The sequence below is a fragment of the Chryseobacterium pyrolae genome (genome assembly GCF_025153485.1).
Taxonomy (GTDB): Bacteria; Bacteroidota; Bacteroidia; order Flavobacteriales; family Weeksellaceae; genus Chryseobacterium; species Chryseobacterium antibioticum.
The window spans coordinates 14,125-32,398 of sequence record NZ_JANZQH010000002.1; the positions used below are offsets into that span (position 1 = coordinate 14,125).

The 18,274-nt window shown below is 33.8% G+C and carries 12 protein-coding genes; 3 read left to right on the top strand and 9 right to left on the bottom strand.

What is annotated here, in order from left to right; translation table 11 throughout:
• Positions 1 to 118 precede the first annotated feature (118 nt).
• The 3 genes from rpsA to NZD88_RS03485 all read right to left on the bottom strand — a co-directional run bounded on the left by rpsA (position 119) and on the right by NZD88_RS03485 (position 6,592).
• Positions 119 to 1,918 (bottom strand): 30S ribosomal protein S1, encoded by a 1,800-nt coding sequence (gene rpsA / locus NZD88_RS03475; RefSeq protein ID WP_259827476.1) that lies wholly within the window; start codon positions 1,916 to 1,918, stop codon positions 119 to 121.
• A gap of 159 nt (positions 1,919 to 2,077) precedes the next feature.
• Positions 2,078 to 4,651 carry a DEAD/DEAH box helicase family protein gene (locus NZD88_RS03480; RefSeq protein WP_259827478.1) on the bottom strand — a complete coding sequence of 858 codons (2,574 nt, stop codon included), beginning with the start codon at positions 4,649 to 4,651 and terminating at the stop codon, positions 2,078 to 2,080.
• 3 nt (positions 4,652 to 4,654) lie between these two features.
• The gene (locus NZD88_RS03485; RefSeq protein ID WP_259827480.1) at positions 4,655 to 6,592 is read right to left on the bottom strand and encodes a DNA methyltransferase; all 1,938 of its coding nucleotides are present in this window, start codon (positions 6,590 to 6,592) and stop codon (positions 4,655 to 4,657) included.
• A 143-nt stretch (positions 6,593 to 6,735) separates the two neighbouring features.
• On the opposite strand from NZD88_RS03485, the gene NZD88_RS03490 reads away from it, so the two are divergent.
• Positions 6,736 to 8,043 (top strand): DEAD/DEAH box helicase, encoded by a 1,308-nt coding sequence (locus NZD88_RS03490; protein ID WP_259827481.1) that lies wholly within the window; start codon positions 6,736 to 6,738, stop codon positions 8,041 to 8,043.
• A gap of 239 nt (positions 8,044 to 8,282) precedes the next feature.
• Here NZD88_RS03490 and NZD88_RS03495 read toward each other — a convergent pair whose 3' ends face one another.
• The 3 genes from NZD88_RS03495 to NZD88_RS03505 all read right to left on the bottom strand — a co-directional run bounded on the left by NZD88_RS03495 (position 8,283) and on the right by NZD88_RS03505 (position 10,642).
• Entirely contained in the window at positions 8,283 to 8,519 is a 237-nt protein-coding gene (locus NZD88_RS03495; RefSeq protein WP_169235979.1) for a hypothetical protein, read from the bottom strand.
• Between the two features lie 646 nt (positions 8,520 to 9,165).
• A complete protein-coding gene (locus tag NZD88_RS03500) occupies positions 9,166 to 9,930 on the bottom strand; it encodes a sugar phosphate nucleotidyltransferase (RefSeq protein WP_259827483.1) in 765 nt (254 codons plus the stop codon).
• A 43-nt stretch (positions 9,931 to 9,973) separates the two neighbouring features.
• On the bottom strand, positions 9,974 to 10,642 hold the full coding sequence (locus NZD88_RS03505; RefSeq protein ID WP_259827485.1) for a LicD family protein: 669 nt from the start codon (positions 10,640 to 10,642) through the stop codon (positions 9,974 to 9,976).
• A 258-nt stretch (positions 10,643 to 10,900) separates the two neighbouring features.
• Between NZD88_RS03505 and NZD88_RS03510 the strand changes: the two genes are divergently transcribed.
• Positions 10,901 to 11,719, top strand: coding sequence for a GLPGLI family protein (locus tag NZD88_RS03510; protein WP_259827486.1), 819 nt, complete (start codon positions 10,901 to 10,903; stop codon positions 11,717 to 11,719).
• Between the two features lie 140 nt (positions 11,720 to 11,859).
• Here the strand turns inward: NZD88_RS03510 and NZD88_RS03515 are convergent, their stop codons facing one another.
• The gene (locus NZD88_RS03515; protein ID WP_259827488.1) at positions 11,860 to 12,753 is read right to left on the bottom strand and encodes an SMP-30/gluconolactonase/LRE family protein; all 894 of its coding nucleotides are present in this window, start codon (positions 12,751 to 12,753) and stop codon (positions 11,860 to 11,862) included.
• A 268-nt stretch (positions 12,754 to 13,021) separates the two neighbouring features.
• On the opposite strand from NZD88_RS03515, the gene ccoG reads away from it, so the two are divergent.
• Entirely contained in the window at positions 13,022 to 14,464 is a 1,443-nt protein-coding gene (ccoG, locus tag NZD88_RS03520; protein ID WP_259827490.1) for a cytochrome c oxidase accessory protein CcoG, read from the top strand.
• A gap of 127 nt (positions 14,465 to 14,591) precedes the next feature.
• Here the strand turns inward: ccoG and NZD88_RS03525 are convergent, their stop codons facing one another.
• Positions 14,592 to 15,473, bottom strand: coding sequence for an AraC family transcriptional regulator (locus NZD88_RS03525; protein ID WP_259827491.1), 882 nt, complete (start codon positions 15,471 to 15,473; stop codon positions 14,592 to 14,594).
• A gap of 119 nt (positions 15,474 to 15,592) precedes the next feature.
• The gene (locus NZD88_RS03530; RefSeq protein ID WP_259827493.1) at positions 15,593 to 18,265 is read right to left on the bottom strand and encodes a reprolysin-like metallopeptidase; all 2,673 of its coding nucleotides are present in this window, start codon (positions 18,263 to 18,265) and stop codon (positions 15,593 to 15,595) included.
• Positions 18,266 to 18,274: the final 9 nt, after the last annotated feature.

Consider the following 18,274-nt stretch of genomic DNA (forward strand, 5'->3'; position numbering starts at 1 on the left):
CCTGAGGTCCATTATTAACTGATACATTTTCGAAATTAATAGGATAAAGAAATTTCAGAATCAGGCATAAAAAAAGCCGCTCAAATGAGCGGCTTAATATGATCTAATGGTTCAAAGATTATTTACCTTCTTCCATTTTTCTTTTCAATTCTGCTAATGCATCGATATCTCCAAGAGTTGATCTTTCTTCATTGTTTGAAGAAGAAGATGTATTATTAGATCTGTTGTTAGAAGATTCTCTTACGTTTTTCTTCTCTTCGTCTCTAAAGATACCAGTATGAGATACTACTACTCTTTTGAATTCTTTGTTGAATTCGATTACTTTGAACTGAGCATCTTCCCCTTTCTTGATTTTAGATCCATCTTCTTTCTCTAATAATCTTGATGGGCAGAAAGCTTCTACTTCAACGTCTTCGAACTGTACAGAAGCTCCTTTATCGTGAACTTCTACAGCTTTACCAGCGTGGATAGTACCTTCAGCATATTTAGTTTCGAATTTATCCCAAGGGTTTTCTGTTAACTGCTTGTGACCTAAAGATAATCTTCTAGCCTGAGTGTCTAATTCAAGAACGATAACGTCTAATTTATCACCTACTGCACAGAATTCTGATGGATGCTTGATTTTCTTAGTCCAAGAAAGATCAGAGATGTAGATTAATCCGTCGATACCTTCTTCTAACTCTACGAATACACCAAAGTTAGTAAAGTTTCTTACAGTTCCTACATGCTTAGATCCTAATGGATACTTAGTTTCGATATTTTCCCATGGATCTTTAGATAATTGCTTGATACCAAGAGAGATTTTTCTGTCTTCTCTATCTAAAGTTAATACTTCAGCTTCAACTTCATCACCTACTTTCACGAAATCACCTGCAGATCTTAAGTGAGTAGACCAAGACATTTCAGAAACGTGGATCAATCCTTCTACACCTGGAGCAATTTCTACAAATGCACCATAGTCAGCAAGAACTACTACTTTTCCTTTTACTTTGTCACCAACTTTCATGTCAGCAGAAAGAGCATCCCAAGGATGAGCTTCTAATTGCTTCATACCTAACTGGATTCTTGTTTTCTCGTCATCGAAATCAAGGATAACAACTTTTACAGTCTGTCCGTCTTCAAGGATTTCAGATGGGTGGTTCACTCTAGACCAAGAAAGGTCTGTAATGTGGATCAATCCATCAACACCTCCTAAGTCAATGAATACACCGTAAGAAGTAATATTCTTAACAGTACCTTCAAGAACCTGACCTTTTTCAAGCTGAGCGATGATTTCTTTTTTCTGACCTTCGATATCTGCTTCGATCAATGCTTTGTGAGATACTACTACGTTTTTGAACTCAGGGTTGATTTTCACAACTTTGAACTCCATAGTTTTACCTACGAACTGATCGTAATCTTTAATTGGCTTAACATCAATTTGAGAACCTGGTAAGAATGCTTCGATTCCGTGAACGTCAACGATCATACCACCTTTAGTTCTAGACTTAACAAAACCGTTAACGATTTCTCCAGTTTCGTGAAGTTCGTTTACTCTATCCCAAGCTTTAAGCGTTCTAGCTTTTCTGTGAGATAACTGTAATTGTCCTGTTTTGTCTTCTCTTCTGTCTACCATTACTTCCACATCGTCACCTACTTTTAGGCCTGGGTTGTAACGGAATTCGTTAAGAGAAATAACACCTTCTGATTTGAAGTCGATGTCTACGATAGCTTCTTTATCAGTTAATCTTACAACTTTACCAGTGATAACGTCGTTATCATTTAAACTGCTTAAAGATCCGTTGTAGATTTCCTCTAAATCGCTTTTTTCTTTTCTCGCATCTGCATCAAGACCTGATTCGAAAGAATCCCAATCAAATTGTTCTGGTGCTACGTTTTGGTTAAGAATAACCTCTGCTGAATTTGTCTCTTTTGACATTTTCTAATAAAATTTGTATTCCTTCTTTTTTAATGGTTTGAATAAATGTGGATTTAAAAAATACGGAAGTAATTAATTTATAATAATTTACCATTTCAAACCTTACCCACAAAAAGTGGTGCAAAGATACGGAAATTATTTTAACAAAATACAATAATTTTACTTTTCAAATGTACTTTCTAAAACCTTCTTAAATTCATTTTCATTACCGTAATTATAGAAAGGAACTGCTGTAATTTTGTAGGTATCTGTATAAATTTTAATAGATTTCTGCTCGTTTCCTATGATCTTCAAAAAATCTTCTTTCCATTTGTCATATCCTATTAAGTGAGCTCCTTTAGGTTCAATAAATACTTGAAAAGTCAGCTGCTTATTGGCTCGTTCACTACAAAACAGTAAAAAATCCGGTTCAAATGCCCGACCATATTGATCAAAAATTTTAATTTCTCTTTCATTCCGTATGAGATGAATATTTTCAAACTTATGGCTGAAGCCTTCAAAACGTCTGGAAAATAATGAAACAAATGCCTTTTCTTCAATAGTTCCAAAATTATCGTTGAAAGAAAACCAATCTTCCTTGTCTAAATTAACTCTAAATTTATCGCTTGTTTCTGATTGACTTTTTGCTCTTTCGCTGTATTTGTTTACCCTGATTTCTTTATCTCTGAAAACCTGACGAATAGGTTGCGCATAATATTCTGAACCTTCATAATCCGTAGAATTATTTTTAATTTCAACTTCTATACTTTGCAAAAGTCCGTTCAATGCCTGAAGATAATCAAAATGTGAAATTTCCTGAAGACGGTTATAACTTCCTATGAACGTGATTTCTAAATTTCCTAAATATTCTTTACCTTCAATAAAATCTGAAAGTGAGCGAAGATTTGGAAAGTAATGTGAAAGGTTATTGAAATAATAAAATGGATTGTGGCTTAAGGCGTATCTGATAACGTGTTTTTGAATACTTACAAGTTTCACTTCTTTAGACTTCATAACCTCATCAGAAGTAACAGGACTTTCTGATTCAAAAAACACACTGGAAACTCTTCCGGAACCTGAAGAAAGCTGATGTCGATAATTGGTTTTTGTAACGCCCAAATCCACAAACGATTTTACTTTATCAAAATTTTTGGGCAACTTTTTATTGGAAAAAACATACCCTTTTTTATATAATTCAGAATTCTTAAATATTGGCTTTAAAGTGAGTTTTTTGGTTTCGAGATTGACATCGTCTTCATAAATTCCTGTTTCTACCAAAGCTTTTTTTAATTCTGAAATATAACGGCTGTCTTCTTTGGTATGATAATAAAGTTCTTCCAGTATTTTTAAATCATTTGAAATGTCATCATCATATTTACGGACAAATTTATCTTCGCCTTCTTCCAGTGCAAAAGGATAATATCTCGCTCCGCGACCAATCAATTGAGCTTCCGAAAGTGTTGTTTTACCAGGATTTCCATCTTTTCCGTCACGGTCTTCGTATAACCTTACAATATCAAACAAGTTAAGAACATCCCAACCTTCGTTCAATTTTTGAACGGCAAATACAGCACGAATCGGGTTATTTTCATCTTCTAAAGTATTGAGTAAAATCTGATTTTTCTCTGCCTCAGAATCATTATTCGCACTCAGACAATTTTCTTCCCGGAAATTGGTATGAATTCGTTTTGCAATCTCATCCAATGAAATATTCTTAGTTTCAAAAAACTGAAAAGCCTTCTGAACAATGGGAACCGTAGACGTTTTCTTTATCTTCTCGATCATCAATTCAGATAAATCATCAATCAATTTGTGGAAATTTTCTTTATTTTGTTCCGATTCTTTAATCGTTTTCTTTGCTTTAAAAAGAATAACAGGTTTTAAATTAATATTGTTAATCGTTGCCAATTCCTGACGGTATAAGTTAAGAATCAATGCCTGAATGATGCGTTCTTTTTCATCATACAAGGAGCGGACAAGATTGATTTCTTTAGAAAATTTATCTGTTCTGAATTGCGAAAGATCATATTTATAAATTACTTTATCTTTATACTTATTGATAATTTCCCGACTTTCATAATCCAGAGTTGCCGTAAACTCCAAAAGGATATTGTCAAAATTCTGATGAAGTATTTTTAAAACGGTTTCCTCCCAACTTCCAAAAAGATTTCCAGCTTTTGTACCACTGCTTAAGTGATGCGCCTCATCGGCAATCATTACTATTTTTTTATCTGCAAAATCTTCGTAAGTAACGCTGTTTTCTTTGGTATTATTCAAATCGATATGCAGCTGTTGGATGGTTGTAAATTTGATATTGATATTCTCATGATCAGCTTCATCAAAATTATCAATCTGTTTCAGAAAGACTTCTTTTCCGTTGATGACCACTTTATCATTAAACAGATATTTAGACGTTTGCGGATTGAGAAAATTATCTTTCGTTTTCTGGATGATATTGTTGCTATTCACAAAAAACAGAAAATTTCGGTATCCTTTTTCATACAACTGAAGCATCAAGCCTGCCATCACCAGAGTTTTTCCGCTTCCTGTTGCCATATTGTAAAGTAAATGAAGTGGTTTATTGGGTTTTCCAACAAAACTTTCTGAATGACAGAGAATAAAACGCTGAAATGCTTCCTGCTGATAAGGTCTTTGGCTAAATTTCAAATTATCTGAAATTTGTGTTGGAATTGAAATCTGAGAAATGGCTCTTTTTCCGAATTCCTGTAAAAGTGTATCGTATAGAAATGCCATTTGTTATTTTTTTATTTGGTAAAAATCTCTTGTTACTTTATTTTCTTCCGGTGTACACTCAAAATTCACATCGTTAAGTGAAGAGAGATTGACATACAGTTGATTTTTGTTGAGCAGCTCGCAAAGATGTTGTTTTTGTTCCTTTAGATTTAATGCTTTAAAATCTTCGAGATATTGCACTTGCTTTTTGATATCAATATTGTAATTAAGGAAGGATTTCGTTTTCATTTCTTCCCAGATTTGCAGAAGACTTTCAGAATTTTCTGCTTCTTCGATTTTCTCGATAAATATTTGGTTGTATTTTTTAAGTTCAAGGTAAATGAATGAACCGCCGCCTTGCCAGTTGACAGATTTGGAAATGCCACCTTGTTCGCCTCTAATAACATTGTTTATCCTTATTGTACAATCATTATCACCATAATCAATTTGTTCAAGTCCAATATATTGCCTTTCCATTTTGTGGGCAACGGCTGCAGTTGTACCACTTCCTAAATGATAGTCCAACACTATATCATTTTTTGTTGTGCACAAATTAATTATTCGTTCTATTAACTTTTCTGGTTTTTTCCCATTTGGTAAATCAACTCCACCTTCTTTATTTAAATTAATCGTACTAATATCTAACCATAAATCACATAAATATTCGCTTATATAATCTTCTAAAAATAGCATTTGTTTACCCTCCCACCATATATATTCTATTCCTCTTGCAGAAGTAATTTTCGCAAGTTTTTTCTTTATATTTAATTTTTCAAAAGAACTATTATTCGTTCTATAAACTATTTTATTAGCATTACTTATTTTAAATTCCTTGTAATTATCACACGGTTTTTTCAAATTATTAATCTCAAAATACTTGTCTATAGACATAATTTCCCACTCCTCCACAGGTTTTGATTTATCAATAATAATCTTAGAATAATAATTTAAATATTTTTCAAGTTTTGAATTTTCTTCTTCATCTGATTTTTCAATTTTTATTGGGTTAATTTTGCTACTTCTACTTTTTGAATAAACTAAAATATGCTCAAAAACATTAGCAAGTCGTTTATCTACATGAGCCATTTTAACACCAGAACTTTCACTCATTTTAACTGAAATGCTATTTACTAAATTATTAGACCCAAATATTGAATCAGCCAAAATTTTCAAATGAGCATATCCGTCAGTTTTAATTTGAATAAATATAAATCCCTCATCTTTTAATAAACTTTTTGAGACTTCCAATCTATTTTTCATAAATGTTAGCCAAGTTGAAAGTTTAAAATTTGAATTATATTTAAAGCTATCTGTATCAACTGTATTATTAAAATAATAAGGCGGATCAATGTAAATAAGCTTCACTTTTCCGGCAAATTCTTTCTTTAGAGAATGCAATGCGAGAAGATTATTTCCTTTGATAATAAGGTTATCCGTAATCGTTCCGTTTTCATTTCTATTAAATTGGTCAAAACTCTTTTCACCATCTTTATCAAATAGCTTGGCATTGGTAAAAACTTTTGGATCAAGTAATTCGGTAATCTCGTCCTGCGCTAAAGTTTCATTAAAGAAAATTTCTTCTCTTTTATCCTCTTCACGGCTTTGCCCACCTTCCAAAACACAATCCTTAAATGGCCAAACCAAAGCTACTTCGTTGCGTTGTTTCATATATTTGCCATCAATCGATAAACCAACTTTATTCTTAAACTGAGTGTAGCTGTCGTTGAGATAATTTTTCTGTTCAAGAAATTGGATGAAAAGATTTTGGTTAAATATCAAAACATCTTTTACCTTAATGAAAAATTTTTCTTTCAAATCTGAATCGTCTAATAACAATCCAATCAGTTCTTCATCAAAATTTTGTGCTTTATTGAGTACCACCCATTTTTTAACTTCTCCATTATCGGAAACATAATTGGGTTCTTTTTTAATTTGATTTTCAAGTGTTTGGTATAGTTTCATTTTGCTGGATATTATTTTAATACATTAAAAATTTCTTATTTCAAATGTATTGTCAATAAGTTCCAGGTCATTACGGAAAACCGTACTTCAAATAAATATTAAATGGATTTTCCATAAAAAACAAAATGGTCTACCTTTGCAAAATGGAATTAGAATCAATTTATCAAAAACTGCAGATTCAGGATCTGAATCAGATGCAGAAATCTACATATAAAACTACTGAGAACAATACAGATGTTGTTCTGCTGTCTCCTACAGGTTCAGGGAAGACACTTGCCTTCTTATTTCCGGTTCTTAGAAATCTGAAAAAAGAGGGTTCAGGAATTCAGGCACTCATTTTAGTTCCTGCAAGAGAATTGGCATTACAAATTGAGCAGGTTTTCAAATCCATGGGAACAGATTTTAAAGTTTCTGTATGCTATGGCGGACATGATAAAAAAATTGAGGTCAATAATTTAATTGAAGCTCCGGCTGTTTTAATCGGAACTCCGGGAAGAGTCGCTTACCATGTAAGAAATGACAATTTTGATCCTAAAACGATCAAGACGTTAGTTTTGGATGAATTTGATAAAGCACTGGAATTAGGTTTTCATGAAGATATGGAATTTATTACCGGTTCTTTAAGAGGTCTTTCCCAAAGAATTCTGACTTCTGCGACAGCAATGGATGAAATTCCAAAGTTCACAGGATTGAAAAATGAAAAGATCATTAATTTCTTAAAGTTAGGGGATGCAAAACCAGATATTCAATTGCGAAAAGTAATGACGATTTCTGAAGAAAAGCTAGATACTTTATTTAATTTAATCTGTAAAATCGGTAATAAAAGAACATTAATTTTCTGTAATCACCGTGAGGCTGTAGACCGTATTTCTGACCTTCTGGCTGATAAAGGAATTGACAGGGAAACTTTCCATGGTGGTATGGAGCAGGATGAAAGAGAACGTGCCCTTCTGAAATTCAGAAATGATTCTGCAAGAATTTTGATCACTACAGATCTGGCATCACGTGGTCTTGATGTTCCTGAAGTGGAATCTATTGTTCATTACCAGCTTCCCTCAAAAGAAGATGCCTTTATCCACAGAAACGGCCGTACCGCAAGAATGAACGCAAAAGGTTTTGCCTATCTGATCATGACTGAGGACGAAAATTTCCCGTTCATTAAAAGCAACACACCGGAAGAAAGTGTTATCGATTTTAATACAGTTCCGGAAAAAACACCTTTCCAAACGATCTATATCAGCGCAGGAAAAAAGGACAAAGTCAATAAAGTGGATATTGTAGGGTATCTTATTAAAAAAGGAGAACTGCAGAAAGAAGATATCGGCATTATTGAAGTGAAAGACACCACTTCTTATGTTGCGGTTTCCAGAAATAAAGTGAGTTTTGTTTTAAAGAAATTAAGCACTGAGAAACTGAAGGGTAAGAAAGTGAAAATGGAAGTAGCCTATTAATTATAAGTAAACAATCGAAAACTAATTAGAGTGAAAAATTATCCATTTATTGTATAAAAAATTAATTTTAATACTCTTTTAAGTAATAGTAAAATATTCCTATTTTCTACAAAAAAATCCTTACTAATTAGCAAGGATTTTTTTGTAAGTCTTATACTCTTCACAAAAATTACATCAAATTTCGTGTATCATCATTCTTGATAATCAAAATTTTCTGTAAATTCATTACTTTTTAATTATTAACAATTTTTTGTGAGAGTGTTATTAGGACCAACGCAAGAAATTGTTGGAGTACTACCAAACCAACCTGAATTAGATTCACATTTACCTACACAATTTGTAATACTAACCTGCGAATGTGTACAATAAACATTACATGTTCTAGTATCATCCCCACCAAATACAGTTTTTAATTCTTCTCGTGAAAGCGTAGTTGCATGTTCAAGCATTTCTTGTGAAAATTTTAATTTTTTCATAATAGTTTATTTTGTTTGTTTGTTTAGTTTGATACAAAATTATAAATTATTTTTCCAGCTCTAATTTTAAATTTAATTAACAATAAACAATAAACAATTCATTGATTGAAAGGGGTTTTCACGAAGGATTGGATGGGTTTATTAAAATTATGTAGTCTGGGTTGCATTCACCAATAAATTCTAAAAAAGAATTAACTTTTATTCGAAATTCATCTGCTTTTGATACTGAATAATAAAACATTTCATTATCCACTTCTAAAACCTCATAATACATTGAAAATAAAGGCGTTGGTGTGATTATTTTTTTTATTTTTAATAGAGTTTAAAATGTTATAAATAATTTCTATAACCCCATTACCAACCAAAATTCTTTTATAATCAAGTCTTCTCCAAGAACCAATATACTTTGCTAAATGAGTATTAGATAGTGGATAATACATTAATGTTTCTTTATTTATTCTTGTTTGGAGCCATTAGTATACCAAATCTTACGAATATGGATTAGACAAGTAGCAGGCATCTATATTGACTTTTATACCTAGATTGCTTCCTATTTCTTGAATAGAAAGAGAATGTAATCCGTTTTCACTTTTTAACTCCTTTAATTTATTCTTAATTTCTTCTTCAACTTCTGATAATATCATTTTTATATATTAAGCTTAGGGTATATATTGGTTATTAAATAGTTAAGCTGTAAATCATCATCTACTTCTGTCCAAATATAATTTTCGTATTTACATACTTTATAATTAGATGATAAGTTTTCAAAAATATTATCATATTCATGTTGAAATGAATTTGAGTCATCAAAAACCTTCTTGCAATAATCCCTAATTACTTTAATCGAATCAGCAGATGTTTTAGTTATTCCTATATGTTCCCACAAAGTAGTTTTCTCCGAAAAACCAATAGAATTTATATCTTTTGATATGTGCTCTAAATAGCTGTCATTATTTTCTTTTATATAGCAAGCATCATAACGCTCGGGTGCTACATTAGTTGCAAAAATGGCATTTGTGTATGAGTTTGTAATATAAGAATAGAATTCATCATAATCATATATAATATCTGAATCTAAAATAATTACATTCTGATTTACATTATTTTTACTTGCTTTAATTAATTCTTGTAAAGCAAGATAAAGAGAGAACATTGAACCTGAAGTTTCAAATAAATCATTTTTAATCGTTTTAATGTTGACTGAAGTATCAAAATTAAATGAGTTAAAATAATTTTCATATTTAATAAACTCATAACCTATCACTACATAGATATCCTTAATTTTTTTTGTTTTAATCAAGTTTCTTATAGAATAATAAATAAGAGGATGCTGTCCCACATTTAGTAACCCTTTGGGTTTCTTTATACTCAATCTTCTTCCAGATCCAGCAGCTAAAATTATTGCTATCATAAAAATTAATTGATTTTAATTTCCACTATATACCTAAACATTATTATGGGTAAAATATTTCAAAACGAGGAGACCTTCTTTCATGAAGTGGAGGAAGTATTAAATAGTCATCATAGTTTCTTTTTAAGTAGGCATTAAATCCTATCGGAATAAAAAAAGAAGAGTCTTCAAACTTTTGTAGAATTAATTCTTCGATTTCTTCAATTTTAAAATAAGACTTTCCTCCTGTTATATTCTTTTCAAAACCATTAAATAAACATAATGTTCCTTCAAAATTATAAAGATCATAAACAAAAATATCTAATGATATTCCTCTATTAAAACAATTCTTTTCTGAAGAGAACCTATCAATAGTCTCATCAACATAACAACTATATTTATGTCTAAACTTTGCTTCTACAAAAACAGAAAATAATAAATATTCTGGATCTGTATCTTTTGTCTGAAAAAAAATATCAGAAGGTATTTCATCACATACTAATAAGAATTTTTCAAAATCTTCTCGTAACATTCCAACATCAGCTTCATAATCCCACGGAATAAATCCTTTATGCCTTATACTTCCTAACAAAGTTCCATATTCCAACCAATAATTAATTTTATGCCTATCACATATTGAACTAAAGACTTTCAACATTCTCAAAACGACTGACTGGACTCGTAAAATATTACTATTGGCATCATCTGTTTGGTCGGGAACAAATTCCGTCATATTGTACTTTTGTGTTTATGTATTTCTCTTCTTAAAAATTATATTGCTAAAATAATACAAATGCCTAGAGCAAAAAAAACGTTTAGGAATGTTAATGAAAAGATAACATTTGAACTATTAAAAAATAAGTAATTTTATCTCATGTTAAGCATGGTAAGAGAATAAGTATTATGAGCAAAGTTATCATGAATGCTAGTTTACTCATAACCATTTATCCATTTAGGATTTAGATAGTCATTTATAATAAATATAATTTTTATGGAATTCAAAAAAATAACGTTACTTTTTTTACTACTTTCTCTAAATCTATTTTCTCAGCACAGTAAAATTTATTACGAACTAAAATATAAACAAGATTTATTACAAAAAGAGCCTCCTATTGAAGAAAAAATGATTCTAAAAATAGAAGCTAACACAGCTTCTTTTTATCCTGATTTCTTTGAATCTGATACTATAATTCAACAAAATGGTTTGATAAAGATTAATGATTATGTAAGCCAAACTCTTCTACGAAAAATGGGAAATTCTAAAAATACCTATTTTATAAGTGAGGAAAGAATGAATTTTAAATTAGAATCTGATGATAAAATTAATTGGAAAATACTTGATAGCACAAAAATAGTTAAGCCCAATGTTGTTTTAAAAAAAGCGGTAGGAAAATTTGGAGGTAGAGAATGGATTGCTTGGTTTAATAGTGAAATTTCTATTCCTGAAGGACCGTATAAATTTAATCAATTACCTGGTTTGGTTTACGAGGTTTATGATAAAAAAAATGATTACCATTATACATTAATTGAAATAAAAAACATTAAAGGAAACCAAAAAAATGACACAATATTAAACTATTACAAGAATCCAAAACTTATTACATCAATACAATACCAAAAATTATTGCTTAATAGATATGATAAAATAGGATCTGATTATTTAGATGAAGGGACAAGTTTTACTGATAACAAAACCGGTAATATCATTACTAAAGAAGAAATTTACAAGATTATAGCAGAGAAAAAAAAATATTTCCGAAGCACATATAATCCAATAGAACTAGATAAAGCAGTGCATTACCCTGAATAGATTAGTTAATAGCTATTTTTTATAAAAACCTATTTAAATTTTTATTTTTCTAACGAAAGGATGTCAATTGAAACCCCTTTGTTTATATATTAAAAATACAAATAAGCCCAAAACGGGCTTATTTTTTTATATCAATGACGTTATTTTACCCCTCTCACTTTAGTCCGTAAAGTATAAACTGATTTTGAAGCCGTAATAAACAATACATTGTTATTTTCTCCTCCAAAAGTTACATTAGAGGTCCATTCTTCTTCAATAGGAATATGATAAAGCTTTCTCCCTTTAAGATTGAAAATATGCACGCCCTTACCGGTTAAATAAAGGTTTCCATGCTTATCCAATGTCATCCCGTCTGAACCCATTTCACAAAACAGTCTTCTTTCGGAAAGTTTTCCCTCACCAAGGATATCGTATACATAGGTTTTTCCGGCATCAATATCTGAAATATACAGTTTCTTAAATATTTCGCTTCCCACTATTCCGTTTGGCTGTACAAAAGTTTGCAGTTTAACGGTCTTACCTTCTTTAGTTCTGTAGTAGAGACTTTTGTGTGCGATTTCCTGTTTAAAATCTACCCAATAATCTCTTTTATACAAGGGATCTGTAAAATACATTCCACCGGATGAATCATTCCAGACATCATTAGGCCCATTGAATCTTTTTCCTTCAAAACCTTTTAGGATGACTTCTACTTTTTTATCTTTTGAAATTCTCCAGATCTCTCCCTGATCATCGGAACAAGTGATCAGATTTCCGTCTTTATCGAAATGAGTACCGTTGGCTCTCCCTGTTTTTCCTAAAAACTCTATCACCTTATTGGTCTTCCAATCCCAGTAGTAGATCTTGTCATTAGGCTGGTCAGTAAAATAAACATTCCCTTGTTTATCCGAAGACGGTCCTTCTGTAAAAGTGAATTGGTCCGAAATCTTCTCCGGCTGTGCATCTTCATAAAACATTTTGTTGTAATTTACTGATTGACAGTTTAGCAATGCGAAAACCAAACCAACCATGCTTATTCTGCATATATTTTTCATTCTTCCCCTTTTAATGACGGCAAGTTACAATATCACCTTTAAGAATCAAATATATTTTCTCAGTTTGATCTATTAAAATTCAAAATAACAAATGTCCCAATTGTACTATTTTTGAAGCAGATGGTATTAGTTAAAAAACAGTTTTATCCGGACCTTTGCCATGGTAAGATCAACACTTCTTTTTCCTTTTTGAAACTGACTGAAAAAACAGCTTGATCCAGCCTCAAATATCACATTAATACTTTTTTAACTTAACAAAAGTACCGCAATGAGTGCAGAATCAGGCAGCAGCAAATTCGTAGAAATAGAAAACGACACGTTTAGGAATTCGGTGGGAACCATGGATGAAACGGGAAAAAGAAAATGGGTCTTTCCACGAAAACCGAAAGGAAAATACACAAACTACAGGAATTATGCGAGTTATCTTATGCTTGCTATATTTTTCGGACTGCCATTTGTGAAAATCAACGGCAATCCTTTTCTTCTGATCAATCTGATCGACAGGAGGTTTTTTATTCTTGGACAACCTTTTTATCTTCAGGATTTCTTTATCCTGGCACTCGGAGCTGTTACATCTGTTATTTTCGTGATGCTTTTCACAGTAGTTTTCGGAAGAATATTCTGCGGGTGGCTCTGTCCGCAAACCCTTTTCATGGAAATGGTATTCCGAAAAATTGAATACTGGATCGAAGGTGACCGGAATAAACAAATGAAGCTGGATAGACAAGAATGGGACGCCGAAAAAATCAGAAAAAGGCTATTAAAATGGTCTGCGTTTGCATTCATTTCATTAACGATTGCTCACTTTATGTTTATGTACATCGTTGGTTACAAGGAAGTATTCCGGATCATGGCTGAAGGTCCTGAACATCATTCCATGAAATTCCTGGTCATGCTATTTTTCACTATGACCTTCTACTTTGTTTTCGCCTGGCTCCGTGAGCAGGTTTGTACATTGGTATGCCCATACGGAAGACTTCAAGGGGTATTGATTGACAAACAGACCATTAATGTGTATTATGATTTCAAAAGAGGAGAAGGCCGTTCAAAATGGAGAAATAATGAAGACCGTAAAGCAGAAGGAAAAGGAGACTGCATCGATTGCCACCAGTGTGTTGTAGTCTGTCCTACCGGTATTGATATCAGAAATGGACAGCAATTAGAATGTGTAAACTGTACAGCCTGTATAGATGCCTGTGACGAGGTGATGGAAAAAGTAGGACTTCCAAAAGGACTGGTCCGTTATGCCACAGAAGCAGAAATTGAAAATCAGGAAACGTTCAAATTTACCTCAAGAATGAAAGTTACAACCGTATTTCTTGCCCTACTGATTGGATTTTTAGGTTTCTTAATGTATGACCGCGGCTCTATGGAGGCCAAATTCATCAAACCGGCCGGTTCCACGTTCTTTATTAAAGACGGTAAAATCACAAATACTTTTATTTATACCCTTTTAAACAAGTCGAACGAGAAAAAGATCCTGACCATTAAGGTACTGACTCCAGCCCATGCAGAAATCAATTATTTCGGTTCTGAAAAAATTATTCTGAAAGGGGACGAGATTCTGAAAGGAAACATCAATATTACCTTCCCCGAAGAAGATATTCAATTTTCCAAGCAGAATATGGTGATCGGTGTCTTCGACGAAAAGGGGGAAATGCTGGATTCATTTGACACTACGTTTGAGGGTCCGTTTAAACTTATGTTGTAGGAGTACGAAAGAATCAAGATGTTAGATATCAGATGGCAGATTTCAGATTTCAGACACTAGACGAGAGATTTGGCTTCGATAAACATCTATCTTCAGTCTTCCTTCTCCTATCTTTAAATATTAAATTTTAAGCCTTGTATTTTCTCATAAACTGAGTAGGAGTCATTCCGGAGCTTTTCCGGAATACTCTTACAAAGTAGGAATATTCTTCATAACCAAGCCTGAAAGCAATTTCCACGAGACTTTCATCAAGATACATCAACATCCTTTTAGCTTCCAGCACAACTCTTTCGGTAATAACATCGGTTGCTGTTTTCTGAATAACAGTCTGAGCAATTCTGTTCAGGTGCTTTGGAGTAATTCCTAATAAAGATGCATAATGAGAAATAGATTTCTGCTCAGTAAAGTGCTGTTCTATCAGATTTTCAAAATCCTGATAATGTTTAAAATAAGAAAGACTCGCAGAAGAAGAACGCATATCAATATCTTTTGAAAACAGCCTTGTCGCATTGATGAAAATCTGAGACATCATCGAGAGAATCAGTCCTTCTTTCATCACATTCTGGGACTGATGTTCTCTTCCCAGCTCCTGAAATAAGATGTCATTTTTTCTCAGCTCCTCAATATCCAGCTGCAGTTTTCTTGGAAAAGATACGGATCCAAAAAAAGGAAAATTCCGGAGTTTCTGACTCACATAATGCATCTCATAAAATTCCTGTGAGCAAAAGAAAATATATCCGTCAATATCTTCCGAAAGTTCCCAGCTGTGAATCTGTCCCGGAGACAGAAAGAAAAGACTTCCCCCGGAAACTTCATATTTCTGGAAGTCTATCTCATGAATTCCCTTCCCTTTTGTGAAAAGAACAGCAGCATAAAAATCATGACGGTGTGGTTTTTCAATGTGACGGTGCCCCACCACCAGATGTTCTTTCATGGTATTGAAATAAAAATCTGATGTATTCCTGCCGGACTGGAAAAGCTCAATATGAAGGACAGAGATGGAATTCATTACGGATAATAAACGGATCGTAGTTATCGTATAAAAGTACTGTAAAAAGAATGATAACGCAAATCTGCACAAAAAAAGACCCGTGAAAACGGGTCCTTTATTCAGAAATTATTAATCTGTTATTTGATGACAAGCTTAGTGTTGTAAGCTCCTTTTGAAGAGTTGATGCTGATCACATAAACGCCTTTTGGAACATTAACATTAAATTCTTTTGTACTGTTTCCTTCGCTTTGGTAAGCAGATGAGAATACCAATCTTCCACTGGCATCAAACATTCCCACTTTTACTTCTCCTTTTAAGTTTCTGGATTTAATGAAGAAGTTACCGTCACTTGGATTAGGATAAATTTTGATATCATCTGCCAATGGAGAAGAAACATCATGGGTTCCTAAACTCTGGGTTTCTCTTGTACATACTTCAAGAGACCATGCGGTAACAGTTCCTGTACTTCCGGGGTTATTATCCGTTGCGAAAAGTTTCCATTCTCCCTGAGCTTTATGTCCTTTAAATATAGCCAGAGATTCATTTGATCTTGTTTCTCCTGAAAGAGGCGATGCACATGCTACAGCATTTCCTGCTTCACTGAATGAAGCTGTGATTCCTGACTGTCCGGAGCATTGTCTGTTCCAGAAAAGAGCTGAAGATCCTACCGGACTTTCAATTCCTACCGCCAGCTGGCTTATGTTGGGATGGGTAATAGAAGGAGTTACTTTTATCTTAGTAATGGTTCCGGTATTGTTGACCATCAACGGAATATTTATTCTAGGGGCTGATATACCTCCGCCACCGGGACTGTCTGTAATCGCTACAGCCGCTCCGCCGTAAGTATATGTATTACAGGTTTCGCCTGTCACGGTATAATCAATAACAAAACTTGGGCTTACCGCGTAATAAACATTTCCTACTGCTTCCACCAAAATATAAGCATTAGCAGAAAGAGATCCTGTAGGAATAACTACCTGCTCATTGCCGTCATTAGGAGTATTGGCTACAATGGTTGTAAAGGTTTGCCCACCGTCTTTAGATAATTTAATATTCACATTGGCGGTGTTTACAGGAGCCTGATTGGTATTGGCAACATCCCAGGTCACATTAATGGTCCCACCTGAGCTTAATGACTGTCCGAACACCGGAGCTGTCACCTGAAAAGGACCAGAAGCTGCATCTACTGTTATCGCCATTGCATCTTTGGATACCTGTGGCTGTATTGGATTGTTGTTTCTTACTGTAGCAGCAAAATTAAGACTTCTGGCTACACTTGATACTGTTTCCCAACGGGTTGATAACACACCCGCCAGCACTTTATTAAAATCAGGGAAATATCTTACGGGAGAGCTTATCGGAGTAAAAGATCTGAAAGTAGGCCCCGTTGGTTTTGTAGGATAGGCTACCGAAATATCTCCTGCTCCAATCTGAGCTGCAGCTGCCTGGTCTGCCTGTTCCCATGTATAAGTATAAGCAGCAGTATTGGCATCGGTTGTAATGGCACTTAAAACAAATGGAGTAGATTTCGGAATGGTATAATCAGCACCGGCATTAATACCTGGAGCTGGGTTGGTAAAAGGAGCATTGACCCCACAAGCAATACTGTTTAGCTTATTTCTAATCTGTGTAACACTGTTGGTATGAAAATAATCATTGGAATTGAACTGAACATCTGAAGCAGTTGTTATCCCCGTATAAGCCATAATTGTGCTCCCGCTTCCCGGCTCTACTTTCTGGTCTGCCTGTGCGGATCTGTACGTATAAGAGTGTCCTGCACCCAGCTGATGTCCCATTTCATGAGCAACATAGTCTATATCAAACTTATCTCCTTCCGGAAAATTATGAGCAGTCCATCCCGCTCCTTTTGAGCCGTTATTACAGATAACCCCTACTCCGGCAGATCCGTTCCCTCCTTTTTTATCTATGAGATGCCCCATATCATAATTTTCAGAAGCTATTCTTGCTGATATTTGAGCATGAGCCTCGTTGGGGCCTCCGCTCGTATAAGGATCTGTCGCAGGGTCTAAAAACATAATCGCTTCGTTTCCTGCTATCAGGTTAAAGTGAAAGGACAGGTCTTTTTCAAAAACACCGTTCAGCCTAGTGAGTGATGCATTCATGGCGGCAAGAACCACTGCCATTTTTTGAGCATCTGTGGCTCCGGCCGGAGTGCCCGTTGCCGTTAAATGATACTGGGCATATTCCCCGGTACAAGACAATGCAAGCCTGAAAATATTAAAACCCGCTAATTTCTTATTGACACTTTCGTTTTTTTTTTCAGCAGCACTTTTCTCTACAACCTCTTCAACAGAACATTCAAACGGCTCTTTATCCTGACCTCTTTTTGCATTGGAGTCAAAGACTGCATAAACCGTTCTGTCTTCGGTGTAAGGCTCAATGAACTCAGAAAGACCGGACCGCGTGATCATGGATGAAAATCCTACCGGCGACATACTGAATCTTAGATATACTGAAGGGTCATCTATACCGGCTCCAACATATGATTTGATATCCGGGTATTTTTTCTGAAGTGCAGGATCCATATTAGAGGATTCCCAGACTTGAAATTTTTCAATTTTACCTGCAGCCGTAGGAAGTGAAATAATCACACCTTTTGATCTGGAAAAACGCTCAGGAGCATCTTTCAGGGTAAGCTTGAGTTGATCAGCATCTAATGAATACAGAGCTGCATATTCTAATTTTTCCTGAGAAGGCTTTACTTTTTGCGTTCTCACGGATGTTTTTGCCCATTGCGAATATCCTAAAAAAGGAACCATTAGCATGGAAATAAAGAAATAATATTTCATAAAAAAGTG